Source organism: Cellulomonas alba (assembly GCF_030362835.1).
In the GTDB taxonomy this organism is placed as follows: Bacteria; Actinomycetota; Actinomycetes; order Actinomycetales; family Cellulomonadaceae; genus Cellulomonas; species Cellulomonas alba.
The window spans coordinates 281,163-305,733 of record NZ_JAUCGQ010000001.1; the positions used below are offsets into that span (position 1 = coordinate 281,163).

Annotated in this window: 22 protein-coding genes; 6 read left to right on the plus strand and 16 right to left on the minus strand. The window is 74.9% G+C overall.

Annotated elements, in window-relative coordinates; genetic code table 11:
- Nucleotides 1-16 precede the first annotated feature (16 nt).
- The gene (locus QRT04_RS01310) at nucleotides 17-3,100 is read right to left on the minus strand and encodes a hypothetical protein (RefSeq protein ID WP_289453078.1); all 3,084 of its coding nucleotides are present in this window, start codon (nucleotides 3,098-3,100) and stop codon (nucleotides 17-19) included.
- 135 nt (nucleotides 3,101-3,235) lie between these two features.
- On the opposite strand from QRT04_RS01310, the gene QRT04_RS01315 reads away from it, so the two are divergent.
- Nucleotides 3,236-4,069: an alpha/beta fold hydrolase gene (locus QRT04_RS01315; RefSeq protein WP_289453079.1), complete on the plus strand. Its 834-nt coding sequence runs from the start codon at nucleotides 3,236-3,238 to the stop codon at nucleotides 4,067-4,069.
- Nucleotides 4,070-4,102: 33 nt separating this feature from the next.
- Here QRT04_RS01315 and QRT04_RS01320 read toward each other — a convergent pair whose 3' ends face one another.
- Nucleotides 4,103-4,744, minus strand: coding sequence for a TetR/AcrR family transcriptional regulator (locus QRT04_RS01320; protein WP_289453080.1), 642 nt, complete (start codon nucleotides 4,742-4,744; stop codon nucleotides 4,103-4,105).
- A gap of 84 nt (nucleotides 4,745-4,828) precedes the next feature.
- On the opposite strand from QRT04_RS01320, the gene QRT04_RS01325 reads away from it, so the two are divergent.
- Nucleotides 4,829-5,743 carry an alpha/beta hydrolase gene (locus QRT04_RS01325; protein ID WP_289453081.1) on the plus strand — a complete coding sequence of 305 codons (915 nt, stop codon included), beginning with the start codon at nucleotides 4,829-4,831 and terminating at the stop codon, nucleotides 5,741-5,743.
- Between the two features lie 57 nt (nucleotides 5,744-5,800).
- Here QRT04_RS01325 and acnA read toward each other — a convergent pair whose 3' ends face one another.
- From acnA to QRT04_RS01345, 4 genes are all read right to left on the minus strand, one after another.
- Complete coding sequence (gene acnA, locus QRT04_RS01330) at nucleotides 5,801-8,542, minus strand: aconitate hydratase AcnA (RefSeq protein ID WP_289453082.1); 2,742 nt, start codon at nucleotides 8,540-8,542, stop codon at nucleotides 5,801-5,803.
- 140 nt (nucleotides 8,543-8,682) lie between these two features.
- Entirely contained in the window at nucleotides 8,683-8,847 is a 165-nt protein-coding gene (locus QRT04_RS01335) for a translation initiation factor 2 (RefSeq protein WP_289453083.1), read from the minus strand.
- Nucleotides 8,848-8,979: 132 nt separating this feature from the next.
- The gene (locus QRT04_RS01340) at nucleotides 8,980-10,242 is read right to left on the minus strand and encodes a class I SAM-dependent RNA methyltransferase (protein ID WP_289453084.1); all 1,263 of its coding nucleotides are present in this window, start codon (nucleotides 10,240-10,242) and stop codon (nucleotides 8,980-8,982) included.
- On the minus strand, nucleotides 10,232-12,232 hold the full coding sequence (locus tag QRT04_RS01345) for an APC family permease (protein WP_289453085.1): 2,001 nt from the start codon (nucleotides 12,230-12,232) through the stop codon (nucleotides 10,232-10,234). Before QRT04_RS01345 ends, QRT04_RS01340 begins: the two co-directional genes overlap by 11 nt.
- A 93-nt stretch (nucleotides 12,233-12,325) precedes the next feature.
- Here QRT04_RS01345 and QRT04_RS01350 point away from each other — a divergent pair, with 93 nt between their 5' ends.
- Nucleotides 12,326-12,976, plus strand: a complete 651-nt coding sequence (locus QRT04_RS01350; RefSeq protein ID WP_289455674.1) for a potassium channel family protein — start codon at nucleotides 12,326-12,328, stop codon at nucleotides 12,974-12,976.
- The gene (locus QRT04_RS01355) at nucleotides 12,973-13,647 is read left to right on the plus strand and encodes a potassium channel family protein (protein ID WP_289453086.1); all 675 of its coding nucleotides are present in this window, start codon (nucleotides 12,973-12,975) and stop codon (nucleotides 13,645-13,647) included. The genes QRT04_RS01350 and QRT04_RS01355 overlap by 4 nt, the downstream gene beginning before the upstream one ends.
- Here the strand turns inward: QRT04_RS01355 and QRT04_RS01360 are convergent.
- The 4 genes from QRT04_RS01360 to dut all read right to left on the minus strand — a co-directional run bounded on the left by QRT04_RS01360 (nucleotide 13,580) and on the right by dut (nucleotide 16,060).
- Nucleotides 13,580-14,377 carry a DUF3159 domain-containing protein gene (locus tag QRT04_RS01360; RefSeq protein ID WP_289453087.1) on the minus strand — a complete coding sequence of 266 codons (798 nt, stop codon included), beginning with the start codon at nucleotides 14,375-14,377 and terminating at the stop codon, nucleotides 13,580-13,582. The genes QRT04_RS01355 and QRT04_RS01360 overlap by 68 nt on opposite strands.
- 1 nt (nucleotide 14,378) lies before the next feature.
- Entirely contained in the window at nucleotides 14,379-14,747 is a 369-nt protein-coding gene (locus tag QRT04_RS01365) for an OB-fold nucleic acid binding domain-containing protein (RefSeq protein ID WP_289453088.1), read from the minus strand.
- A complete protein-coding gene (locus QRT04_RS01370; RefSeq protein ID WP_289453089.1) occupies nucleotides 14,744-15,442 on the minus strand; it encodes a DUF3710 domain-containing protein in 699 nt (232 codons plus the stop codon). The genes QRT04_RS01365 and QRT04_RS01370 overlap by 4 nt, the downstream gene beginning before the upstream one ends.
- A gap of 78 nt (nucleotides 15,443-15,520) precedes the next feature.
- Nucleotides 15,521-16,060: a dUTP diphosphatase gene (gene dut / locus QRT04_RS01375; RefSeq protein WP_407653528.1), complete on the minus strand. Its 540-nt coding sequence runs from the start codon at nucleotides 16,058-16,060 to the stop codon at nucleotides 15,521-15,523.
- On the opposite strand from dut, the gene QRT04_RS01380 reads away from it, so the two are divergent.
- Nucleotides 16,059-16,523 (plus strand): DUF3093 domain-containing protein, encoded by a 465-nt coding sequence (locus tag QRT04_RS01380; RefSeq protein ID WP_289453091.1) that lies wholly within the window; start codon nucleotides 16,059-16,061, stop codon nucleotides 16,521-16,523. The two genes, dut and QRT04_RS01380, sit on opposite strands and share 2 nt — an antisense overlap.
- An 89-nt stretch (nucleotides 16,524-16,612) precedes the next feature.
- Here the strand turns inward: QRT04_RS01380 and QRT04_RS01385 are convergent, their stop codons facing one another.
- Entirely contained in the window at nucleotides 16,613-16,912 is a 300-nt protein-coding gene (locus QRT04_RS01385) for a DUF4193 domain-containing protein (RefSeq protein ID WP_289453092.1), read from the minus strand.
- A 184-nt stretch (nucleotides 16,913-17,096) separates the two neighbouring features.
- Nucleotides 17,097-17,942: an inositol monophosphatase family protein gene (locus QRT04_RS01390; protein WP_289455675.1), complete on the minus strand. Its 846-nt coding sequence runs from the start codon at nucleotides 17,940-17,942 to the stop codon at nucleotides 17,097-17,099.
- Between the two features lie 204 nt (nucleotides 17,943-18,146).
- Here QRT04_RS01390 and sepH point away from each other — a divergent pair, with 204 nt between their 5' ends.
- Nucleotides 18,147-19,220 carry a septation protein SepH gene (gene sepH / locus QRT04_RS01395; RefSeq protein ID WP_289453093.1) on the plus strand — a complete coding sequence of 358 codons (1,074 nt, stop codon included), beginning with the start codon at nucleotides 18,147-18,149 and terminating at the stop codon, nucleotides 19,218-19,220.
- A 43-nt stretch (nucleotides 19,221-19,263) separates the two neighbouring features.
- On the opposite strand, the gene QRT04_RS01400 is transcribed toward sepH, so the two are convergent.
- The 4 genes from QRT04_RS01400 to QRT04_RS01415 are packed head-to-tail and all read right to left on the minus strand — an operon-like array spanning nucleotide 19,264 to nucleotide 24,505.
- The gene (locus QRT04_RS01400) at nucleotides 19,264-19,920 is read right to left on the minus strand and encodes a thymidine kinase (RefSeq protein ID WP_289453094.1); all 657 of its coding nucleotides are present in this window, start codon (nucleotides 19,918-19,920) and stop codon (nucleotides 19,264-19,266) included.
- A gap of 53 nt (nucleotides 19,921-19,973) precedes the next feature.
- Nucleotides 19,974-21,161, minus strand: a complete 1,188-nt coding sequence (locus tag QRT04_RS01405) for an alkaline phosphatase family protein (RefSeq protein ID WP_289453095.1) — start codon at nucleotides 21,159-21,161, stop codon at nucleotides 19,974-19,976.
- Nucleotides 21,158-21,751 carry a DUF5998 family protein gene (locus QRT04_RS01410; RefSeq protein WP_289453096.1) on the minus strand — a complete coding sequence of 198 codons (594 nt, stop codon included), beginning with the start codon at nucleotides 21,749-21,751 and terminating at the stop codon, nucleotides 21,158-21,160. Before QRT04_RS01410 ends, QRT04_RS01405 begins: the two co-directional genes overlap by 4 nt.
- A 60-nt stretch (nucleotides 21,752-21,811) precedes the next feature.
- Entirely contained in the window at nucleotides 21,812-24,505 is a 2,694-nt protein-coding gene (locus QRT04_RS01415; RefSeq protein ID WP_289453097.1) for a GNAT family N-acetyltransferase, read from the minus strand.
- Between the last annotated feature and the right edge of the window lie 66 nt (nucleotides 24,506-24,571).

Sequence of the window (24,571 nt, forward strand, 5' to 3'; positions counted from 1 at the left end):
GTTTGCGGTGTGTCCCCTACTCGACGACGCCGACCCGCTCCGGCTGGGGTCGAGCCGCCGCCGGGGCCGTCGCACGCCGGCGCGGCCCGGCGCACAGCGCGAGGCCCAGACCGGCGAGGACGACGCCCGCGACCGCCGCGACGGTCGGCAGCACGGTCGGGATGCCGAGGTACACGGTGATCCCGAGGATGCGCGACAGCCCCCACGGGAGCAGCGCGAGCTGGTCGTTCCACACGGTCAGCGCGCGCTCGAGCCCGACGACCGCGACGAACCCGGCGAGCACCGCGAGCGCCACGCCCGCGGCGACCGCGGTGACCCCGGCGGCGCGCCGGCGCAGCAGGCCGTACCGCCCACGCAGCACGAGCGCCACGACGACGAACAGCCAGCAGAACGCCGCGAACGCGACGGTCACGTACAGCGTCCGGGCGTCCGGCGACGTCCAGAACCCGAACCAGTACCTGCCGGGCCCGCGCAGCGCGAGGGCGCCGAGCAGGAGCGCGGCCCGCAGCAGCGCGACCCCGCCGAGGGCGGCCCAGAGGTGGAAGGGATCCCGGCGACCGACCGCGAGCCGCAGCACGGCGGCGACGAGCATCCAGCCGCCCAGCGCCACGAGCAGGTGCGCGGGCGCAGCGAACCAGGTGAGCACCGCGCGGCTGAGCGCGAGCGCCACCGCCGGGAGCGCCCAGACGAGCACCCGGTCGGTCCGGCCCCGGCCGGCGGCGACGGCGGAGAGCCGCCACGGCCGCGTCGCCGCCACGAGGAGCGCGCGCAGCGCCACGGCGCCCGGCCGTCCGCGCAGCAGGCGGCCGCCGCGCACGGTGCCGAGCGCGAGCGCCGCGAGCACCACGACCAGCAGCGCCCGGGCGGCCCACGCCATCGCCGGGTCCCGGTCCGCCCGCGTCGTGCCGAGGTCCGCCGCCGTGAAGTTGTACGCCGGCAGGTCGACGTCCCCCGCGTAGCGCGCCACGTGCGCCGCCCGCTCGGTCCGGTAGTCGCGTTCCGCGGCGCGCCACTGCTCGTAGGCCGTCGAGCTGCCGGTGTCGAGCCACTCGGCGTGGCGGAGCACGGTGGCGCGGTAGGCCGCGAGCGTGCGCAGCAGGTTCGTCTCGTAGTCGAGCGCCGCGACGAGGTCGTCGTGCATCGCGGCCGAGCGCCACGTCGACGCGTCGGTCGCGGCGACCTCGTCGCGCATGCGCTGCGCGACCTGCGCGGCGTCCTGGCCGTCGGCGACGGCGGCGTCGACCTGCCCGCGACTGACCGCGTAGATGCTGTCGAGAGCGGCGGAGTCGCCTGTGACGATGTCCCACTCGAAGATCCACATCATGGGCGGCGGCTCGAGCCCGAGGGCGCGCACGGTCTGGCGCGCGAAGGGACCGATGTACAGGCCGCGCGTGATCGCGTCGCGCGACCGCGCGAGCGCGTCCGTCACGGTCGCGACGGTCGCGGGGTCGGCGGACAGCGTCTGCCGGACCCAGTCGGTCGTGACCTGCCCGGCGTCGGCCGCGGGGTCCCACGCGAGGCGGCCGATGCCGTAGGTGTTGACGTCGTACAGCTGCCAGAACCCGGTGCGCAGGTACAGCGTCATCGGGCCGGCCCTGAGCGGGCCGCCGTCCTGCGTCCAGTTCCACACGCCCTCGACGTGCGGGTTCACGGCGAGGAAGTGCTCGAGGGCCTGCTTCTCCTCGGCGACGAGGTCGTTGGGCAGTGCGCCGAAGCCTTCGAACTCGCGGCGCGCCTGGAACTCGACGATGCGGCGTTGCGTGCCGGTCTCGAGCGTCGGGTTGAGCGGCAGGTGGCTGTAGTAGTCGCCCGCGGTGTACTTCGTGGAGACGACCAGGTGCGGGTCGTCGAGGTCGCCGAGCACCTCGTCGTACGACCGCGGGTTGGTGTGCAGGTCCCCGACCGGCCCGACGCCGACCGTCCACGACCGGAAGATGACGTCCTTGTCGTGGCGCCCGGCCGTCTCGAGCAGCGCGTGCAGCATCGCCCGCACCGATGCGGGCGTCGTCACCGCGAGCTTCGAGGAGTAGTCCCAGCCCGCCTGGTAGTCGGCGCCGCCCTCACCGACGCGCACCATCAGCCCGTCGAGGAACGGCATCGCGTCGAACAGCTCGTCGAGGCCCGCCTGGTACACCGACCAGAGCGCGGGCTCGTCGACCCGCAGGCCGCCGTACGTGCGGTCGAGGTACCGCTCGAGCGGCGGGTCGACCGCGAGCATGTCGGTCAGGAAGTAGACGTGCATGCCCATGTCGTGCGCGTACCGGAACACCGGCGCGAACGCCGCGACCATCGCCTCGGCCCGCGCGACGTGCTCGTCCCCCGCCGGGTAGACGGCGTGCCCGTCGCCGACGCCGCGGAACGTGAGGTACTGCAGGAACCCCGGGACGACGAGGCCGTTGTAGCCCTGTTCGAGCGAGTGCCGGACGAGCTGACGCAGCTGGCCGTCGATCCGGTCGACCGCCGCCGGGTCGACCCACGGCGCCGACGGCAGCGCCGCCTCGGCGACGACGTCGGTGTTGAGCGAGTAGTCGGTACCCGCCGCGAACGCCTGCGGGTCAGGCTCGCGGCCGACGGAGCCCGCGTCGGTGAGCCGCAGCCCGAGCCGCGGCGTCTGAACGGCGCCGTCGGTGCCCGCGGGCACGACGGGCGCACCCGACCGCACGTGGTCCGCGACGGCGTAGAGCCCGGCCGCGGCGCCCGCGACGTCACCGGCGTCGAGGGTCCACCCACCGCCGGGCCGCGCGGTGAGGCGGTAGGACTCGGGCGACCCGGGGAACGACGGGACCAGGTGCACCACGAGCTGCGCGTCGGGCGTCCCGGCGCCGACCCGGGGTCGCGGCACACCGCGGCCGACGAGCGCGTCGGCGACGGACGTCGCCGCGAGGGCGAGCCGGTCCCCCGCCGGGACGTCGATGCCGTCGATCGCTGGCGCCGAGGTGATGGCGGCCACCGGTCGGGTGGACGGCGGGACGGCGGGCGGGGTGGCGGCGGGCTCGTGGCTGAGCCCGAGCGCCTGGCCGACACCCGTGGCGACGAGCGCGCCGAGCAGCAGCAGGACCACGGCCGTCACCATCGACGGCCACGCACGGCGCGTGAGCATTGCGGGATCGTAGGTGGACAACTGTCCAGATCTCGCATCGAGGCGCGGCTTTCACCCGGTCGCCGACGCCCGCGCGCCGCCTCCGGTCACGAGCGGGCCCCAGGCAGCCGGCATCGCCGAGCCATACTCGCTGGCATGCCGGACGCCACGACGCTCGACCTGCCCCTGCCCGACGGCCGGCACCTCCGCGCGCACGCGACGGCTGCGGACGCCGGGACGGCGGCCGTCGTGTGGCACCACGGCACGCCGCAGTCCGGCGCACTCCTCGCGCCGGTCGTCGACGCGGCCGAGCGGTGCGGACTGCGGGTCGTGTCCTACGGGCGACCCTCGTACGGCGGCTCGACGCCCCGCCCCGGCCGGACCGTCGGCGACGCGGCCGCCGACGTGCGCGCGGTGCTCGACGCGTTCGGCGTCGACCGCGCGGCGTCCGTGGGCGCGTCCGGCGGCGCGCCCCACGCCCTGGCGTGCGCCGCGCTGCTGCCCGAGCGGACGACGGCGGTCGTGAGCATCGCGGGGCTCGCACCGTTGGACGGCTTCGACTGGTCCGCCGGCATGGCGTGGGACGCGGCCCTGCGAGCGGCGACCCGCGGGCGCACGGAGCGCGCCGCGGTGGTGGAGCCCGCCGGTCCGCCGCCCGGCTTCGTCGACGCGGACTGGGAGGCCTTGGCCGGACCGTGGGCGGCGCTCGGCGCGGACGCCGGACCCGCGGGCGCCGCGTTCCCCGACGGCCCGGTCGACGACGACGTCGCGTACGCCGGCCCGTGGGGGTTCTCACCGGCCGACGTCGCGGCGCCGGTTCTGCTCGTGCACGGCGGCCGCGACGCGGTCGTGCCGGCCGCGCACAGCCATCGGCTGCTCGAGCTCCTGCCCGACGCGCAGCTCTGGCTGCGCCCGCGCGACGGCCACGTGTCGGTGCTGCGCGCGCTGCCGGTCGCGTTCTCGTGGCTGACGGAGCTCGACCGCGGCTGACGCCGGGTGCGCCGGGGCAACCCGGCGGCGCCCTCAGATCCCGGATGCCCCGCGCGCGACGAGCGCGGCGCGCGCCGCGGTCTCGGCTCGCGCGTACGCGCGGTCGTCGCCGAGCAGCACCGACGCGTCGTCGGCCGCCTCGAGGAACGCGCGGAGCTCGAACATCAGCTGGTCGACGTCGGTGCCCACGTCGAGCTGCCCGAGCGCGACCGCGACCTCGGCCTGGTGCGTCAGGTATCCGTGCCAGTCGGCGATCGCGTCGACGACGACGTCCCGCACCGCGCTCGGCCCGGCGGCATCGAGCTCGGCCGAGGCCGCGCGGAAGAAGCACCCGCCGGCGAAGACGCGGTCGCGCGAGTAGGCGAGCCACCGCTCGCAGAGCGCCCACAGGCGGGGCAGGCCCCGCTCGGCCTCGCGCGCCGGCTCGACGACCGCCGCGAGGAAGACCTGCCGCGCCTGCTCGACGACCGCGAGCTGCAGCCCCTCCTTGGACCCGAACAGGCCCGCGATGCCGCTCTTGTTCACCGGCGCCGAGCCCGCGAGCAGCCCGAAGCTCAGGCCGTCGAGCCCGTGCGTGGACGCGAGGTGCACCGCGTGGTCGAGCACCGCACGCCGGGATCGGTCGCCGCGGGCGCGGCGGCCGTCGGCGTGCACGAGGATCGGGTGGCTCTCCACGGTGACAAGCGTACGACCGTTCGCATATTCTGGGCGCAATCTCTACGGACGACCGTTCGGATTGTTCGACCCGAGGAGCACCCGATGACCGCCACGCCCGTGCCGCGCTCCCGCGTCCCCATCTCGCGCGCGGCGACCCGCGTCGCGGTCCGCACCACCATCCGCTCGCTCGGCGCCGTCGCGCCTCCGGTCGCCGTGCGGACGGCCGCGGCGCTCATGATGCGCGTCGGCCGGCCGGCCGTGATCCGCCCGGCCGACCGGCCCGTCCACGAGCGCTCCGTGCGCGGCACCCTCGACGTCCGCTCCGAGCGGGTCGCCACCTACCGGTGGGGCGACGCCGACGCGCCGACGGTGCTGGTCGCGCACGGGTGGCAGCTGCGCGCCTCCCGGATGGCCGCCGTCGTCGCGGGCCTCGAGGCCGCGGGCCTGACCGTCGTGGCGTTCGACGCCGTCGCGCACGGCGACTCCACCGGGCGGACCACCAACGTGCTCGAGGTGGCCGAGGTGCTGCAGCGCCTCGCGGACGGGGTCGTCGCACGGGGCGCCGAGGTCGCGGGCGTGGTCGGGCACTCGCTCGGCGGCCTCGCGGCCGGCATCGCGCTGCGCGACGGGCTGCCGTCGACCCGGTGGGTCGCGATCAACGCGCCGTGCAGCGTCGCGTCCGTCGAGACGTCGTTCGCGCGCAACGTCGCGCTGCCGCCACGCCTCGTGCCCGCGCTCGACACCGCCGTCGTGCATCGCCTGTTCCCGGACGACCCCGGCGCGTCGGCGCGGGCCGAGCTCGTCGAGCACCCCGCGCCCCCAGGGGTCGCCGCCCTCTTCGTCCGCGACGTCGACGACACGCTCGGCCAGCCGGGCGACTCGCGCCGCCTGCACGCCGCGCACCCCGGCAGCGATCTGCTCGTCACGTCCGGGCTGGGCCACAACCGCGTGCTCGACGACGCGTACGTCGTCCGGTCCGTGCTCCGGCACGTGACCGCGGCGCCCGTCCACCGCTGACGCCGACGGCCCGCGCCCCGAGCGGGGACGCGGGCCGTCGTCGCGGCGCGGCGGGCGTCAGGCGACGCCGGCGACCTGGCGCAGCACGTACTGCAGGATGCCGCCGTTGCGGTAGTAGTCCGCCTCGCCGGGGGTGTCGATGCGCACGACCGCGTCGAACTCGACGGTCTCGCCCGACTCCTTGGTCGCCGTCACCTTGACGGTCCGCGGCGTGGTGCCCGCGTTGAGCTCGGTGACGCCGGCGATGTCGAACGTCTCGGTGCCGTCGAGGCCGAGCGAGTCGGCCGACTCGCCCTCGGGGAACTGCAGCGGCAGCACGCCCATGCCGATCAGGTTCGACCGGTGGATGCGCTCGAACGACTCGGTGATCACCGCGCGGACGCCCAGCAGGCGCGTGCCCTTGGCCGCCCAGTCGCGCGACGAGCCGGAGCCGTACTCCTTGCCGCCGAGCACGACGAGCGGGACGCCGGCTTCGGCGTAGGCCACCGACGCGTCGTAGATCGTCGTGTCCTCGCCCGTGAGCAGGTTCTTGGTGAACCCGCCCTCCGTGCCCGGCACGAGCTGGTTGCGGAGGCGGATGTTCGCGAACGTGCCGCGGATCATCACCTCGTGGTTGCCGCGCCGGGAGCCGTACGAGTTGAAGTCGCGGCGGTCCACGCCGTGCTCGGCGAGGTACGTGCCGGCCGGGCTGTCCGCCTTGATCGAGCCCGCGGGGCTGATGTGGTCGGTCGTCACCGAGTCACCGAGCTTGGCGAGCACGCGCGCGCCGGTGATGTCGGTGACGGCCTCGGGCGTCGCACCCATGCCCTCGAAGTACGGGGGCTTGCGCACGTAGGTCGACTGGGCGTCCCACGCGAAGGTGTCGCCCTCGGGCGTCTCGAGCGAGCGCCAGCGGTCGTCGCCGGCGAACACGTCGGCGTAGTCGTCCTCGAACATCTGGCGGTCGATCGACGCGTCCATCGTCGCCTGGACCTGCTCCGGCGCGGGCCAGATGTCGCGCAGGAACACGGGCTGCCCGGCCTCGTCGCGGCCCAGCGGGTCGCTGTCGAAGTCGAAGTCCATCGTGCCGGCCAGCGCGTACGCGATGACGAGCGGCGGCGACGCGAGGTAGTTCATCTTGACGTCGGGGTTGATGCGCCCCTCGAAGTTGCGGTTGCCGGACAGGACCGCAGCCACCGCGAGGTCGTGCTCCTGGACGACGGCCGACACCTTCTCGTCGAGCGGGCCCGAGTTGCCGATGCACGTCGCGCAGCCGTAGCCCACCAGGTGGAAGCCGAGCTTCTCGAGGTACGGCCAGAGGCCGGCCTTCTCGTAGTAGTTCGTGACGACCTGCGAGCCCGGCGCCATCGACGTCTTGACCCACGGCTTGGCGACGAGGCCCTTCTCGACCGCGTTCTTCGCCAGCAGCGCCGCGGCGAGCATCACCGACGGGTTGGACGTGTTGGTGCACGACGTGATCGACGCGATCGCCACCGCGCCGTGGAACAGGTCGTACTCGCGGCCCTCGGAGTCGGTGACGCCGAACGTGCGCAGGGCACCCGACGAGATCGCGGGCGAGTCCGACGCGGGGAACGACTCCTCCTCCGCCTCGTCGACGCCGTTCGCGGCCTCGGGCGCGTAGGTCGGCAGGTCGCGCTGGAACTGCTCCTTCGCGCGGCTCAGCTCGATGCGGTCCTGCGGGCGCTTCGGGCCGGCGATCGACGGGACGACCGTCGACAGGTCGAGCTCGAGGTACTCCGAGAACACCGGCTCGGCCGCGCCGACCGGGTCGTGCCACAGGCCCTGCTCCTTGGCGTACGCCTCGACGAGCGCGACCTGCTCGTCGCTGCGACCCGTGAGGCGCAGGTAGTCGAGCGTCACCTGGTCGATCGGGAAGATCGCGGCCGTCGAGCCGAACTCCGGGCTCATGTTGCCGATCGTCGCGCGGTTGGCGAGCGGGACGGCCGCGACACCGTCGCCGTAGAACTCGACGAACTTGCCGACCACGCCGTGCTGGCGCAGCTTCTGCGTGATCGTGAGCACGACGTCCGTGGCCGTGACGCCCGCCGGGATCTGGCCCGTGAGCTTGAAGCCGACCACGCGCGGGATCAGCATCGAGACGGGCTGGCCGAGCATGGCCGCCTCGGCCTCGATGCCGCCGACGCCCCAGCCGAGCACGCCGAGGCCATTGACCATCGTCGTGTGCGAGTCCGTGCCGACGCACGTGTCCGGGTACGCGCGCCCGTCGCGGACCATGACGACGCGCGCCAGGTACTCGATGTTGACCTGGTGCACGATGCCGGTGCCGGGCGGGACGACCTTGAAGTCGTCGAACGCCGTCTGACCCCAGCGCAGGAACTGGTAGCGCTCGCGGTTGCGCTGGTACTCGAAGTCGACGTTGCGCTCGAAGGCGTCGGCGCGGCCCGCCACGTCGATCTGCACCGAGTGGTCGATGACCATCTCGGCGGGCGAGAGCGGGTTGATGCGCGACGGGTCGCCCCCGAGCTCCGCGACGGCCTCGCGCATCGTGGCGAGGTCGACGACGCACGGGACGCCGGTGAAGTCCTGCATGATCACGCGCGCCGGCGTGAACTGGATCTCCGTGTCGGGCAGGGCGTCGGGGTCCCACGTGGCGAGCGCGTTCACGTGCTCGGCGGTGATGTTCGCGCCGTCCTCGGTGCGCAGGAGGTTCTCCGCGAGCACCTTCAGGCTGAACGGGAGGCGCTCGAGGCCGGGCACGGCCGACAGGCGGTACACCTCGTACGAGGCGTCACCGACCTGCAGGGTTCCCTTGGCTCCGAAGCTGTCGACGCTGCTCACGTGGGGGCTCCTTCGCTGGTGAGTCAGCCGGGCGGCACGCCCGGGCGCGACGGTGGGGGCCCGCCGCAGATTATCTCGACATCAAGATACATCCTCGAGGGCCGCCGGCGCACGTCGCGCGTGAGGCCGCGTGTCGGGCGTCAGGCCTTCTTCTCGGCCTCGACCGCCTCGCGCGCCTTGCGCTCGGCCTCGAGCGCACGCTCGTGCGCGCGGATGTCGTAGTCGGGGGTCCCGGACTTGTGCAGCTCCGCGCTCACCAGGCGGCTCGCCTCCGCCAGCCGGTGCTGGGCGTCGCTCTCGGTCATGTCGTCCTCCACGTCCGTCGCTGCTCGGCCTCACGCCTGGTCGGCGTCTCGCCGGCCCACGCGCACGCCGGCTCTGCGGCCCACGCTAGGCCGGACGACGGGGTGGCGCACGGGCTCGGGATCCCGCGGCGGTCAGCGCTCGAGGACCGCGACGGCCTCGACGTGGTGCGTCATCGGGAACAGGTCGTACCCCGCGACCGAGCGCAGGCCGTAGCCCGACTCGCCGAGCAGCGCCACGTCGCGCGCGAGTGCCGCGGGGTCGCACGCGACGTACACGACGCGCTCGGGCCGCAGCGCCGCGATCGCCGTCACGACCTTGCGGCCCGCGCCGACCCGCGGCGGGTCGAGCACCACGACGTCCGCGTGCACGACGTCCGAGTCGGCGTCGTCGCGGCCGGTGAGGATGCGCGCCACGTCGCCCTGGTGGAGCTCGACGTTCGAGCGGTCGTGCGCGTTGCGGCGCGCGTCTCGCACCGCACGGGCGTCGCCCTCGACCGACACGACCTCGCCGTCCGGCCCGACCGCGTCGGACAGCGGCAGCGTGAACAGGCCGGCCCCCGAGTAGAGGTCGAGCACCGCAGCGCCGGCGACGTCTCCGACGCCGGCGAGCACCGCGTCCACCAGCAGGCCGGGCGCCTCGCGGTGCACCTGCCAGAAGCCCGCGGCGCTCACGCGGAACACGTGCTCCGCTCCCCCGGCCGCGACCCGCTCGCGCACCGACGTGCGCGCGTTGGGGCGCGGGTCGGGGCGGCTGCGGTGCAGGTCGAGCGGGAGGTCGTCGATGAGCACGAGCGGGCTGTCGCCGCCCGCGGGCGCGACCGCCTCGATGCGCGTGCCGGGGCGCCAGCGCCGGCCGAACAGGTCGAGTGCCGCGATCGCCGGTGACGCCAGCGGCATGTCGCTCAGCGGGTGCACGTCGTGCGACCGGTACCCGCGCATGCCCGCGCGCCCCGAGTCGTCGGCCACGAGGTCGATGCGTGTGCGGTAGCCGAGGCCCCCGCGCTCGTCGTCCCCCGGTGCCGCGTGCACCGTGACCTCGCGGTCGTCGCGCGCGAGCCGGCGCAGCTGCTCCTGCAGCACGTCGGCCTTCCACCGCCGCTGCGCGGGCAGCGCGACGTGCGCGAGCTCTCCCCCGCCGACGCCACCCGGGCCGGCCGCCGGCCACGCCGACGGCACCCGGTCGGGCGATGCCTCGAGGACCTCGATCGCGTCGGCACGCCAGAACTTCGCCGTCTCGCCCGCGTCGGTCAGCCGGGCCCGCACGCGCTCGCCCGGCAACGCGTGCCGGACGAACACGACCCGGCCCTCGTGGCGCGCGACGCAGTGCCCGCCGTGCGCGACGGATCCGACCTCGAGCTCGACGGTGTCGCCCGTCGCGGCCGTGTCAGAAGCCACCGGGCAGCCTCGTCCGCAGGTGCTCGAGCCCGGTCTGGCCCTCGCTCGACGCGAGCTGCCACGGCACCGACGCGACCACGACGCCGGGCGTGAACAGCAGGCGGCCCTTGAGCCGCAGCGCGCTCTGGTTGTGCAGCAGCTGCTCCCACCAGTGGCCGACGACGTACTCCGGGATGTACACGACGACGAGGTCGCGCGGGCTGTCGCGCCGCACGGACCGCACGTACGCGAGCACGGGCCGGGTGATCTCGCGGAACGGCGAGTCGAGCACCTTGAGCGGCACCGGGATGTCGAGCGCCTCCCACTCGGCCTGCAGCGTCTCGGCCTCCTCCGGGTCGACGCCGACGGTGACGGCCTCGAGCAGGCTCGGACGCGACGCACGGGCGTAGGACAGCGCGCGCATCGTCGGCTTGTGCAGGCGGGAGACCAGCACGATCGCGTGCACGCGGCTCGGCAGGGCGCGCGCGGCCTCGGCGTCGTCGCCCAGCGCGAGCTCGGCGCGCACGCGGCGGTAGTGCCGCTGGATCGCCTTCATCAGCACGAAGACGACGCCCATGGCGATGATCGCGATGTACGCGCCGCGCGTGAACTTGGTGATCAGCACGATCACGAGCACCGTCGCCGTCATCGCGAAGCCGATCGAGTTGATCACCCGCGACCGCTGCATGCGCGCGCGCACCGCGGGGTCCGGCTCGGTCGCGAGGTGCCGCGTCCAGTGCCGGATCATGCCGAGCTGGCTGATGGTGAACGAGACGAACACGCCCACGATGTACAGCTGGATGAGCCGCGTGACCTCGGCGTCGAACGACCAGATGAGGACGATCGCGACCGCGGCGAGCGTGATGATGCCGTTCGAGAAGGCGAGCCGGTCGCCGCGCGTGTGCAGCTGGCGGGGCAGGTAGCCGTCGCGCGCGAGGATCGAGCCGAGCACGGGGAACCCGTTGAACGCGGTGTTCGCGGCGAGCACGAGGATCAGGCCCGTCACGACCGAGACGATGACGATCAGGAACGGCGCGCTCTTGAAGACGGCGCCCGCGAGCTGGCTGATGACCGGGTCCTGCACGTAGGAGTCGCCCACCGGCTGGCCGTTGAGCAGCAGCTGCGTCGCAGGGTCGTTGACGAAGTGCACGTGCGTCGCGCGCGCGAACACGAGGATCGAGAGCAGCATCGCGACCGCGATGCTCCCCAGCAGCGCGAGCGTCGTCGCCGCGTTGCGGGACTTCGGCTTGCGGAACGACGGCACGCCGTTGCTGATCGCCTCGACACCGGTGAGCGCGGCACAGCCGGACGCGAACGCGCGCAGCAGCAGGAAGAACCCGGCGAAGCCGGTCAGCCCGTCCTGGAACTGGTCGGTGCCCGCGACCGTGTACTGCGCGCTCTCGGCCATCGGCAGCGTGCCGAGCGCCGACTCGATGGCGCCGACCACGGCGATCGACCCGATCGCGATCATGAACAGGTACACCGGGATGGCGAACGCGGTGCCGGACTCGCGGACGCCGCGCAGGTTGGCGAGCGTGATGAGCACGACGAGCGCGATGGCGAACGCCGCCTCGTGCCCGCGCAGCGACGGGATCGCGGCGGCCGCGTACTGCGCGCCCGACGAGATCGAGACCGCGACGGTGAGCACGTAGTCGACGAGCAGCGCGCTCGCGACCGTCAGGCCCGCGTTCGCGCCGAGGTTCGTCGTCGCGACCTCGTAGTCGCCACCGCCCGACGGGTACGCGTGCACGTTCTGCCGGTACGACGCGACCACGGTGACCATGACGAGGGCGACAGCCAGGCCGACCCAGGGCGAGATGACGAGTGCCGACATTCCCGCGAGGGAGAGCGTCAGCAGGATCTCGTCGGGCGCGTACGCGACGGACGAGAGCGCGTCGGACGCGAACACGGGCAGGGCGATCCGCTTGGGCAGGAGGGTGTGCCCGAGCCGGTCGCTGCGGACGGGCCGTCCCAGCAGCAGGCGCTTCGCGGCATCCGAGAGATCCGACACGAGGCACGATCGTAGGCGCCGGACGGGGGCGTCACACCACCACGTCTCAGGACGCGCCGCACGGTAGCGTGACGCCTCGTGCACTTCGTCATCATGGGCTGCGGCCGCGTCGGAGCGACGCTCGCGCAGAACCTCGAGAGCCACGGCCACTCGGTCGCACTGATCGACCAGAACCCCGAGGCGTTCCGCCGCCTCGACGCGGACTTCGCCGGCAGCAAGGTGACCGGCCTGGGCTTCGACCGCGACACGCTGACGCAGGCGGGCATCGACGAGGCGTTCGGCTTCGCGGCCGTCTCGGACGGCGACAACTCGAACATCCTTGCCGCACGCGTGGTGCGCGAGACGTTCGGCATCGACAACGTGGTCGCGCGCATCTACGACCCGCACCGTGCCGAGATCTACCAGCGGCTCGGCATCCCGACCGTGGCGACCGTGCGCTGGACCGCCGACCAGGTGCTGCGCCGCCTGCTGCCGATGGGCGCCACGGGCGAGTTCCGCGACCCCTCCGGCCAGCTCGAGCTCGCGCAGGTGGACGTGCACGAGGGCTGGGTCGGCCGCCCGCTGCGCGCCCTCGAGGAGGCGAGCGGAGCCCGCGTCGCCTACCTGACCCGCTACGGCGACGGTGTGCTGCCGACGTCCGACACCGTCCTCCAGGAGAACGACACCGTGCACGTGCTCATGCGCACCGACGACTCGGCCACGGTCGAGCGTGTCCTCACGGCCGCCCCGGCGGTGACCGAGTGAGGGTCGTCATCGCCGGCGCGGGCTCGGTGGGCCGCTCGATCGCGCGCGAGCTCCTCGGCCACGGCCACGAGGTGACGCTGATCGACCGCCAGCCGTCCGCGATGCGCGTCGCGCAGGTCGCCGACGCCGACTGGCTCCTCGCCGACGCGTGCGAGCTGCCGACGCTGCGCCAGGTCAAGGCCGACGAGGCGGACGTCGTGGTCGCCGCGACGGGCGACGACAAGGCGAACCTCGTCATCGCGTTCCTCGCCAAGACCGAGTTCGGCGTGCCGCGCACGGTCGCGCGCGTGAACAACCCGAAGAACGAGTGGATGTTCGACGAGGCGTGGGGCGTCGACGTCGCGGTGTCCACGCCGCGCATCATGACGGCGATGGTCGAGGAGGCCGTCACCGTCGGCGACCTGGTCCGCATCTTCACGTTCCACCAGTCGCGGGCGGACATCCTCGAGATCACCCTGCCGGTGGACTCGCCGATCGCGGGCCTCCGCGTCGGTCAGATCGCCTGGCCGCCGGACACCGTGCTCGCGGCGATCGTCCGCGACGCCCGTCCGATCGCGCCCTCAGCGGACGACACGCTCGAGGGCCGGGACGAGCTGCTGTTCGTCACGGGACGGGACGCGGACGAGTCCGCGCTCGAGGCTCTCCTGACCCACGGACCAGCTGCCAGCTGATCCACAGCACGAGCGCGGTGAGCGGGATGCCCATCGCGAGCTTGGCCGTGCCGAGCCATCCGACCTCGTGGGCGAAGTACAGCGGCACCTGCACCGCCAGCCGCACGGCGAACATCGCGACCCACGGCCACGTCGCCAGGGCGTAGCGGCGGCGCAGCTCGGGGTCGGAACGCCACGTGAACGCGTCGGCGAGCGCGTCGCGCACCGAGTCCGGCTCGTCGCCGTCCCCACCGCGGACGCCGCTCATGCGGAACGCGCCGACCACGACACCGACCAGCGGCCAGCCGACGAGGATGCTGACGAGCGTCGCGACGAGGTACGCGACGTTGGTCCACAGACCCCAGGCGAAGTAGTTGGTCGCGTCGCCCGAGCGCCAGGCCCAGATCACGCCGATCGCGACACCCAGGACGCCGGAGAACGCCTGCGTGACGGGCTGCCGCTGAGCGAGCCGCGCGACGACAGCGAGCACGGCCGCGGCCGAGGCGGCGATCAGCGCGGGCTTGAGCTCCTGGCCGGCCAGCAGGTAGACGACGACGAACAGCAGGCCCGGCGCGACGGACTCGACGACACCGCGCACGCCGCCCACGGCCTCGGACGCGGAGAACGTCTCGCCGCCGAGCGCGCGCAGGCCCCGCAGGCCGCCCTCCTCGGGCTGGACCACGTCGTCGACCGCGTCGATCAGGTGCTCGGCCTCGTCGGCGAGGTCGCGCGCCTCGTCGGGCTGCGTCACGTCACTCGCCCGGGCGCGGGCGCAGCTCGTAGCGCGGGTTGAAGACGGTGCGGCGACCGTCGACCAGGCAGACCAGGCCGTCGATGCGCAGCCGCCGCCCGGGCGCGATGCCCGAGATCTCCCGGCGGCCGAGCCAGACCAGGTCCAGCGTGCCGGTGCCGTCGTACAGCTCGGCCTCGAGCGCCGGCACGCCCTCCCGCGGGCGCAGCGTGGTGGACCGGATCACACCCGACACGCTCGCGCGCGAGCGGTTGTCGAGCTGCGCGACGGGCGTGCAGCCGACCTGGCGCACCGCCTGCTCGCGCTCCTCGTCGGCCTCGAGCTCGTCCTGGGACGCCACGACCTTGTGCAGCCGATCCCGCAGGCTCATCGGATCTCCGTGATCTCGGGCCCGCGCGTCAGCGGGTCGAAGTCGGGCTGCTCGGGCTCCTGAGTCGGCGTGACCTCGGGCTGGTCGGGCAGCTGCAGCGCGAGCAGGTCGCGCGGCGGGCGCGCGTCGTTGCCGCGCACGACGACCGTCGCCGCGAACACGCGCTCGAGCACCTGCGCCGCCTCGGGCTCGACCGCCGCGCGGCCGGTGATGACGCCACGCAGGAACCAACGCGGGCCGTCCGCGCCGACGAAGCGCGCCGGCCGGTGGCTCGTCCGCCCCTCGGGCGAGCGCGTGGGGAGCCGTGCGAGCAGCTCGCGCCCGAACGGACCGGGGAGGTCGTCGACCGACCCGCCCTGCTGCGCGACCGACTCGGCGATCTCGGCGCGGATCTCGTCCCAGATGCCCTCGCTGCGCGGCGCGGCGAACGCCTGCAGCTGCAGCGACGAGCCGTCGAACAGCACGGACGCTGCGGAGATGGTCCCGGTCGTGTTGTCGACCTCCATGCGCAGCTCCATGCCCTGGACGCCCGGGACGCGCACGGCGCCCAGGTCGACGCGGGGCAGGTCGTCGTCGACGTCCTCGACGTCGAACGGACCCGTGGTGCGCGGTCGCTCGTCGACCTGCTCGTCCGGCTCGGCCGCCTCGACGAGCTCGTCGTCGGCGTCCTTCCCGCCTCGGCGGAACAGACCCACAGCTCACTCCTCCTGGCGCACCGCTGGGCGCGCCGACTCATGCTCCACCACGACAGTAACCCCGTCCGGGGTCGCGTCCTAGCCGGCGTGCAGCGGGCTGCCCTCGGCGGTCGGCACGGCTCCGTGCCACCCGCCGCTCGACCCGAACCCGCCCTCGCCGCGGTGCGACCCGGGCAGTCGCTCGACCTCGACGAACCGCGCCCGCTCGACCCGCTGGATCACGAGCTGCGCGATGCGGTCCCCGCGGTGCAGCTCGACCGCGTGCTCGACGTCCGTGTTGAGCAGCGTCACCGCGATCTCGCCGCGGTAGCCCGCGTCGACGGTCCCCGGGGCGTTGACGATGGTCACCCCGTGCTTGGCCGCCAGCCCCGAGCGCGGGTGCACGAACGCCGCGTAGCCGTCCGGCAGCGCGATCGCCATGCCGGTCGGCACCGTCACCCGCTGCTGGGGCGCGATCGTCACGTCGATGCGCGCCACCAGGTCGGCGCCTGCGTCGCCGGGGTGCGCGTACGAGGGTGCGGGCAGCTCGGGGTCGAGCCGCAGCAGCAGCACCTCGGTCGTGGTCTCGGCCGTCACGGGGCCAGACCCTACCGGCCCGGATGGGATGCTGGGGCCCATGGACGACGCCCGGCTCACGCCGCCCGAACCGCCGCCCGCGTTCCGGGAGGTCCTGTGGCCCGCTCCGCTCGGGTGGGCGCTCGTGGGGACGGTCGCGCTGATGGCGTGGCTCGCGCTGGCGGTCCTCGACCCGCGGATCGCGATCGGCGGTGCGGTCGCGGTGCTCGTCGTCGGCGTCGTGCTGCTCGTGCGGACCAGCCCGCGCGTCGAGGTGGCCGGTGGCGAGCTCCGCGCCGGGCAGGCGCACATCCCGGTCCAGCTGCTCGCCCAGCCTCAGGCGCTCGACGCGCAGCGGACGCGGACGGAGCTGGGCCCGCGCCTCGACGCCCGGGCGCACGTGTGCCTGCGCGGGTGGATCCCGACGGCGGTGCGCGTCGAGGTCGTCGACCCGGAGGACCCGACGCCGTACTGGCTGGTCTCGACGCGCCGTCCCGACGACCTCGTGCGGGCGCTCGCCTCCTGAGGCGTCGCCCCCTGGCCGGGGGACGCGAACGGCCGGCCACCCCAGGGGTAGCCGGCCGTTGGTCGGGCGTCAGGGCGCCGGGATCGGGATCAGGCAGCGCACTCCGAGCACACGGGCATGCCGTTGCGCTCGTACGCGAGCTGGCTGCGGTGATGCACCAGGAAGCAGCTCGAGCACGTGAACTCGTCGGCCTGCCGCGGCAGCACCCGGACGGAGAGCTCTTCTCCGGACAGGTCCGCACCCGGCAGCTCGAACCCTTCGGCCGCCTCGGTCTCGTCCTCGTCCACCACGCCCGAGTTCTTGTCGGAGCGCCGAGCCTGGAGCTCCTGGAGCGAGTCCTCGCTCAGGTCCTCCTCGGTCTTGCGCGGGGCGTCGTAGTCGGTAGCCATGTGTGGCGTCACACTCCGAGTCTTGGATCGATTCTCGTACGGGGGATCAATGCACCGCCGGAGCGTTTTGTTCCCGTGCGCGCGAGGATTGTGCACCACTTCTCTCCCCGGCGCGAACGCGCCCCGCCAGAAAGCCTGCGCGGGTCGCCACACAGCGGTTGTGCGTCGCGTTCCGGGCGCGTTCTCAGTCGTCGGCGTCGGCCCCTGCGGCCTCGAGCAGCCCGCGCAGCGCCGCGACCGTCGCGGCCGGGCCGGCGACCGTCATGTCCTCGCCCGCCGGCTGGCCACGCAGACCGGTGACCTGCGCACCTGCCTCGCGGGCGACCAGCGCGCCGGCCGCGAGGTCCCACGGCTTGAGCCCGCGCTCGAAGTACGCGTCGAGCGTGCCGCACGCGACGGCGCACAGGTCGAGCGCCGCGGATCCCAGCCGCCGAATATCACGCACCTCGGGCAACAGACCCGCAACGACGCGCGCCTGTGACACGCGTCTCGCGCGGCGGTATCCGAACCCGGTGCCCACGAGTGATTCCGACAACGTTTTCGACGCGTTCACGCGAATCGGACGGCCGTCCAGCACCGCTCCGCGGCCGAGCGCCGCTTGGAACGTGCGCCCGTCGACCGGCGCGTGCACGCAGCCGACCAGCGCGGTCCACGTCGCCGGGTCGGGCGCGGCGCCGGAGTCGGGGTCGACGACCGCCGCCACCGACACCGACCAGCTCGCGAGCCCGTACAGGTAGTTGACCGTGCCGTCGATCGGGTCGACGACCCACGTGATGCCCGTCGACCCGCGCGTCCAGCCCTGCTCCTCCCCCAGGATGCCGTCGGCGGGACGCAGCTCGGCGAGCCGGCGGCGCAGCAGGTCCTCCGACGCGAGGTCCATCGCGGTGACGACGTCGACCGGGCTGCTCTTCGTCGCCGCCACGTCGACCCGCTCGGGTCGGCCGTCGTGGACGAGCGCGCCTGCCTCGCGCGCCAGCGCCGTCGCCACGTCGAGCAGCTCTGGGAGCAACGCGGCGAGGTCGGCCGGCAGCGGGGGCGCTGCGGCGGGGTCGGAGTCGGGGGTCGGGCCGGGGGTGGTGTCGGGCACGACGACCATCCTGCCGCCTCGGGGCGCGGACGATGCCGGCGCGTCGCTGGGCGGAGCGATCCCGCCGGGTCGCGGCGCACCGGCCGCGCGTCCGCGGGCACGGGGCAGATCGGTGGCACCCTCTAGGGCGAGGTACCGGGAGGTCGTATGGGTGAGCTCGAGCTGGTGGGTCTGCACGAGGACGGTGAGCACCTCGTCCTGGCGGCCCCCGACGGACAGCGGTTCCGACTGCGCATCGACGAGCCGTTGCGCGCCGCGGTGCGCCGCGACCGGCCGCAGCTCGAGCAGCTGCGCGCCGAGGGCGCCGGCACGCTGAGCCCGCGTGAGATCCAGGCGCGCATCCGCGCCGGAGCGACGACCCAGGAGGTCGCCGACGCGTCCGGCCTGCCGGTCGAGCACGTCCGGCGCTACGAGGGTCCGGTGCTCGCCGAGCGCGAGTACGTCGCCGAGCAGGCCCGCGCGACACGCGTCGGTCGCGACTCGGGCGCCCCGGCGCTCGGCGACCTCGTCACCGACCGCCTCGCGGCACGCGGGGTGGACCTGGGCTCCCTCTCGTGGGACGCGGCACGCGAGCCGTCGGGCCCGTGGCTCGTGCTCGCCCGGTTCGCCGTCGGCGACGTCGAGCACGAGGCGCGCTGGACGTTCGACGTCGCGAGCCGCGCGCTCGTGGCCGACGAGGACGAGGCGCGCTGGCTGTCGGAGACGGAGCTCCCCGACGAGCCGGTGGCGCGGCGTCACCTCGCGGCCGTTCGCGACGTGGTGTTCGACTTCACGAACGACGTCCCGACGCTGCGCGAGCCCGTGGTCGCCGCCGCGGAGCCGCAGGTCGCGGACCCCGAGGAGACGACGCACTCGCTGCTGGACGACCTGCGCAGCCGCCGTGGCGTGCGCCAGCCCGTCGAGCTCGACGAGGACGCCGAGGAGTTCGAGGGCTTCGGGCCGCAGCGCGCGTTCGACTTCGGCCGGCTCGACGCGGCCGGCGACCCGCCGGGCGCGCACCCCGGGGACGCGGACGAACGGGCAGAGGCCGTGGTGCTGCGGCCCGCCGCCGTCACCGCGCCGGTCGCGCCCCCCGGGTCCGAGGCGCCTGCGGCCGCGGTCGACCCGGTCGAGCACCACGGCCACGCGGCGGACGACGAGCCGCGCAAGCCGCGGTCGCGGCGCGAGCGCGCGAAGGTGCCGAGCTGGGACGAGATCGTCTTCGGCGCGAAGCCCGAGTAGCGCCGGGGGCGCCCGCCGTTCCGGTTGCCCCGGCGGGCCGCGCTCAGTCGAGCGGGAGCGTCGACGCGAGCGTCTGCGGACTCGGTGCCGCGGCGCGCGCGGTCGCTGCCGTCATGCGCCGCATGTGGTGGCGGCGGCACAGCACCTCGTACGCGACCTCGTCCTGCGCGCCGGTCACGTCGCCCACCACGACCTGCTCGCCCTCGACGACCATGACGCCGCCGACGGTGCGTGCGTTGTGCGTCGCGCGGGCCCCGCACCAGCACAGCGCCTTGACCTGAAGCACTTCGACCCGGTCCGCCAGCTCCACGAGGCGCGCCGCGCCGGGGAAGAGACGCGCCCGGAAGTCGGTCGAGATGCCGAACGCGAAGACGTCGACCGCGAGCTCGTCGCACACTCGCGCGAGCTGCTCGACCTGCTGCGGCGTGTAGAACTGGGCCTCGTCCGCGATCACGTAGTCGACCGGTCGACCCTGCGTGCGGCGGCGGACGACCTCGTCCCAGAAGTCGGTGGCGTCGCCGACCTCCGCCGCCCCGTGCACCAGACCGAGCCGCGAGGAGATCGTCGCCGTCCCCGCGCGGTCGTTCCGCGTGAACAGGACGCCGTCACGACCGCGCGCGGCGTGGTTGTGGTGCGTCTGGAGCGCGAGCGTCGACTTGCCGCAGTCCATCGTGCCGGAGAAGAACACGAGCTCGGCCACGCGTCACCGACCTTTCCGGCTGCCCGTGCGCAGCCTCGGGTGCCGCGCCGGCGTCACGCGACGACGAGGCACGGGACGAGCATCTCCGACCGCGTGAGCGAGCCGTGCACGCCGACGAGGTCGAGCGAGGCCGGCGTCTGCGTGCGCGAGTCCACGACCGTCGCGCGGCCGGCCATCGCCACGACCACGTCGCCCACGACGGGCCGCACCCGGTCGTCGACCGGCCCGAACCAGCCCTCCGCGACCGCCCGGTCGCGGGTCACGACGAGCGCGTGCTCGCCGAGGTGCGCGCTCCACCGCGCGGCGACGTCGGCCGGGTCGGCGCCCGGCTCGAGGTGCAGGTGCAGCGCCCGCGGCTCCCCCGCGACGAGCGCGACGTCGCGGCCCAGCACCGCGTCGTGCGCCACGTCCCAGCGCTGCGCGAGGTCGACGTCGACCATGCCGTGGTCGGCCGTCACCAGCATCAGCGTGTTCGCGGGCATCCGGCGGGCGAGCGCGGACAGCCCCGCGTCGAGCTCCCCCAGCGCGTCCCCCCACACCGACGAGCCCCAGCCGTGGTGGTGGCCCGCCTTGTCGACGTCGCCCCAGTACAGGTAGACGAGGCCCGGGCTACGCAGCGCGTCGGCGGCCGCGTCGACGCGCGCGTCGAGCGACTCCGCGGCGCGGTAGCCCGCGCCCCGCAGCGCGGCCTCCGTGAGGCCCGAGCCGGCGAACCGCGCGGGCCCGACGCTCGTGACGCGCGTGCCGGCCGCGACGAGCTGTTCGAGCACGCTCGGCGCTGGCTGCCACTCGCGCGCCGGCGGCAGGTCCGTCCATGAGACGAGGTTGCCGAGCCGACCCGTGCGCGGGTCGCGCACGGTGTAGCCGAGCATGCCGGTCGCGCCCGGTGGCCGCCCTGTGCCGAACGTGCCCATCGCGGTGGCGGTCGTCGAGGGGAACGTGCTGGCCAGCGGCGTCGACCCCGCGAGCAGCCGGCGCAGGAACGGGGCGTGGCCCGCGCGCTCGGCGAGGTTGACGAACCCGAGGCCGTCCACGAGCACGACGCACGCGCGCGCGACCGTCGGCAGGCCGAGCAGTGCGCGGGACTCGGCCGCCGAGGGGACGTCGAGGCCGCCGAGCGCGTGCGCGACACCGGGGAGCACGTGGCCGATGTCCGGCGTCCGCGTGCACGGCAGGAGCAGGTCGAGGGGCGCCGGCTCGGCGGTGGCCGGCGCGAGCACGGGAGCGGTGCGCTCGGTCATCGGTTGCGGGCGCTCGCCGCGGAGAGGGTGCGGGCGAACCGCGTCGCCGCGTCGACCGCGCCGGCGCCCTCGGCGGCCGAGCTGACGCGCACCACGACGTCGTCCGCCGCGAGCGTGCCCGTCATGCCGTGGTCCGCCTCGCACGCGGGGTCGCCGCACGTCGCGGGCTCGAGGTCGATGCGCTGCAGCGCGCCCCACCCGACGACGAGCGTCAGCTCGGAAGCGCCACCGCCGGACTGGTGCGACTCCGGGTTCTGCACCACGTGCGTCAGCGCGACGGAGCGCAGCTCCGCGAGCGGCACGGCCTCGGTCGTCGCGGACGCGCTCGCCGACGGGTTCTCGGAGTCGGCCGGATGGTCGTCGACGTGCGTCACGACGAACCGCGTCGGCGTCAGCACGAGCACCGTCATGTGGCGCCGGACCTCGGTCGAGTCGAACGTCGTCTCCGGCTGCACCAGGTGCGCGATCACCGCCTCGTCCGCGAGCGCGACGTCGAGCACGTCGGCGACGAGCTGCGGGTAGTACCCCGCGCGGCGGAGCTCGTCGTGGAGCTCGGCGCGCAGGTCGGTCAGGTCGGAGGCGGCGGGCACCGGTCCATCCTCGCACCTCGGGGTCCTCGCGGGGCGCGCCCGTCCCCCGGTCGGTGGACCTCAGGCACGCGCGAGCCGACGCGCGACGTCGACGCGGTCGGCGGGCGCGAGGGTCGCGCGCGCCCCCAGCACGCAGACGCCGCGCTCCGCGACGGTCACGGGGTTGAGCTCGAGCGAGCGCAGCTCCGGCAGGTCGTCCGCGAGCACCGCGACCCGCGCGATGACGTCCTCGAGAGCCGCGACGTCCCGGGCGGGCAGGCCGCGGTAGCCGAACAGCCGCGGCGCCGCGCGGGCCGCGCGGACGAGCTCGGCCACGTCGACGTCCGTGAGCGGCGGCACGCCGAACGCGACGTCGCCCAGCAGGTCGGACGCGTCCCCCGAGAGCCCGAAGCTGATCAGCGGGCCGAACAGCGGGTCCTCGGCCGACCGCACGACGCACGGGATGCCGAGCGGCGCCATGGCCTGGACCTCGAGCGGAGCCTGCGCCGTGGGGTCGGCGTGGTGCGTCGCGGCGAGCGCGAGCACCTGCGCGACGTCGGCGCGCAGCTCGGCCTCGTCGGCGACGTCGAGCCGCACGCCACCCAGGTCCGCCCGGTGGCGCAGCGCGGGGACTGTCGTCTTGAGCGCCACCGGCCAGCCGATCGCGCGGGCCGCCGCCACCGCTTCATCGGCGTCGCGCACGGGCGTCGCCGGGAGCACGGTGATGCCGACGCAGGCGAGCAGCTCGGCGGTCCGGCCCGCGTCGAGCGCGAGGGCGTCGCCCGTCGAGCCGGTGAGCCAGTCCGCGACGAGCCGGCGCGCCGCCCGGGTGTCCGCCCCGCGCGGGTGCAGCGGCAGGCCGCGGTCCTCGGCGCGCCACCGGGCGTAGCGCGCGGCGTGCCCGAGCGCGACCGCGGCGTCCTCGGGCGTCCCGTACGCCGGGACCGTGCGCCGCCGCCCCTGGGCGTCGGTCGCCGTGAGCGCCGGCGTGATGCCCCGCAGGTCGGGCAGGCACGCCACCGTGGTGCGCCCGCTCGCCGCCGCAGCCGTGGCGACCTCCGACGCGAGCAGCGGCTCGGGACCGCCGACCGTGGGGATCCGGACGACGACGGCGACGTCGGCCTCGGGGTCCGCGTACAGCTCGGCGACGGCCTCGCGCACGCGCGCGTGCGAGGCGTCCTCCGCGAGGTGCACGAAGCCGCCCGCGACGACGAGCCCCGAGGCCGCGAGCGCCTCGGCGACGAGGGCGGCGACCGAGGGCGAGCTCGCGAGGATCGCGGCCCGGCGACCCGCGGGAAGCGGCTGGTGCGCGAGCAGCTCCGCGACGTCGAGCAGCTGGTGCGTGTTCTCGACGCGGACGACCCCCGACTGGCGCAGCACCTCGTCGAGGGTCCGTGGCGGCGCGTGGGTCGCGCGCACGGCGTGGCCCGGAGGCACGACCTGGCCGGACCGTCCGGCGGTCAGCACGACGACCGGCTTGGTCGAGGCGAGCCGCCGCGCGACGCGCGTGAACTTGCGCGGGTTGCCGATCGACTCGAGGTAGAGGCCGACCACCTCGGTGCGGTCGTCGTCGGCCCAGAACTGCATGAGGTCGTTGCCGGACACGTCCGCGCGGTGGCCGGCCGAGACGAACCCGGACAGCCCGAGACCCCTCCGCTCGACCGCGCCGAGCAGGGTGACCGCGAGCGGCGCCGACTGGCAGAACAGCCCGATCGGCCCGGCCTGCGGCGCGACGCGCGACAGCGAGGCGTTGAGCGTCGCGCCGTCGGGCGCCGGCGCCACGATGCCGAACGACGCCGGGCCGACGATGCGCATGCCCGCGCCGTGCGCCGCGCGCAGGACGGCCCGCTGCCGCGCGAGCCCCTCGGCACCGTGCTCCGCGAAGCCGCCCGAGAGCAGCACCACGCCGTGCACGCCGAGCGGCGCGAGCGCACGCACGAGCTCGAGCGCGCGCTCTTCGGGAACCGCGACGACCGCGAGGTCGACCGGCGCGGGGACGTCCGCGAGCAGGCTCGCCGAGGGCACCCCCGCCACGCCGACCGCGTGCACGACGAGCGTCGCGTCCCCGGCCACGAGATGCGTGTACGCCGCAGCGGCCGCCCGTCCGGGCAGCGAGTCCGCCGCCGCGGGTCCGGGCCCGACCACCACCACGGACCGCGCCCGCAGCAGGCCGCCCATCGACCGGGCCTCGGCGCGGTGCTCGCGGTCGGCCACGACGGCCAGCGACCGGTCGGTCGGGTCGATGTCGAAGCCCACCTGGACCACGCCGTCCTCGGTGCGCGAGACGACCTCGTAGCCGGCGTCGCGGAACACCGCGATCATCCGCCCGTTCTGCGGGAGCACCTCGGCGACGAACCGGCGCACGCCCCGCTCGCGCGCCGCGGCGGCGAGGTGCTCGAGCAGCACGGAGCCGAGCCCCCGGCCCTGGTGCGCGTCCGAGATGTTGAAGGCGACCTCGGCCTCGTCGGGCGACACGCGGTCGTACCGCGCGACACCGATGATCCGCTCGTCCTCCCCCTGCACGGCGACCAGCGCGGCGCGGTCGTCGTGGTCGACCGTCACGAGTCGCTGCAGGTCGCGCTCCGGGAGGCGCTCGAGGGGGGCGAAGAACCGCAGGTAGGTCGAGCGCTCCGACTGGCCGACGTGGAACGCCTGCAGGGCGTCGGCGTCCGACGGGCGGATCGGCCGCAGGTGGGTGGTGCTCCCGTCGTGCAGCACGACGTCGGCCTCCCACGCCGCGGGGTAGCCCGGGGCGACACCGGCGTCGCTCGTCATGCCGGTCAACCTAGTCGCGGCCGCGCCCCGCGGCTCACGTGGCGGCGTCCGGCCCCGCGTGCCGCG

What these genes read in the sequence shown, in the direction of transcription:
- QRT04_RS01310 (WP_289453078.1), bottom strand. Translation starts at nt 3,100, where the DNA reads ATGCTCACGCGCCGTGCGTGGCCGTCGATGGTGACGGCCGTGGTCCTG.
- QRT04_RS01315 (WP_289453079.1), top strand. Translation starts at nt 3,236, where the DNA reads ATGCCGGACGCCACGACGCTCGACCTGCCCCTGCCCGACGGCCGGCAC.
- QRT04_RS01325 (WP_289453081.1), top strand. Translation starts at nt 4,829, where the DNA reads ATGACCGCCACGCCCGTGCCGCGCTCCCGCGTCCCCATCTCGCGCGCG.
- QRT04_RS01335 (WP_289453083.1), bottom strand. Translation starts at nt 8,847, where the DNA reads ATGACCGAGAGCGACGCCCAGCACCGGCTGGCGGAGGCGAGCCGCCTG.
- QRT04_RS01350 (WP_289455674.1), top strand. Translation starts at nt 12,326, where the DNA reads ATGGGCTGCGGCCGCGTCGGAGCGACGCTCGCGCAGAACCTCGAGAGC.
- QRT04_RS01365 (WP_289453088.1), bottom strand. Translation starts at nt 14,747, where the DNA reads ATGAGCCTGCGGGATCGGCTGCACAAGGTCGTGGCGTCCCAGGACGAG.
- QRT04_RS01380 (WP_289453091.1), top strand. Translation starts at nt 16,059, where the DNA reads ATGGACGACGCCCGGCTCACGCCGCCCGAACCGCCGCCCGCGTTCCGG.
- dut (WP_407653528.1), bottom strand. Translation starts at nt 16,060, where the DNA reads ATGGGCCCCAGCATCCCATCCGGGCCGGTAGGGTCTGGCCCCGTGACG.
- QRT04_RS01385 (WP_289453092.1), bottom strand. Translation starts at nt 16,912, where the DNA reads ATGGCTACCGACTACGACGCCCCGCGCAAGACCGAGGAGGACCTGAGC.
- sepH (WP_289453093.1), top strand. Translation starts at nt 18,147, where the DNA reads ATGGGTGAGCTCGAGCTGGTGGGTCTGCACGAGGACGGTGAGCACCTC.
- QRT04_RS01405 (WP_289453095.1), bottom strand. Translation starts at nt 21,161, where the DNA reads ATGACCGAGCGCACCGCTCCCGTGCTCGCGCCGGCCACCGCCGAGCCG.
- QRT04_RS01415 (WP_289453097.1), bottom strand. Translation starts at nt 24,505, where the DNA reads ATGACGAGCGACGCCGGTGTCGCCCCGGGCTACCCCGCGGCGTGGGAG.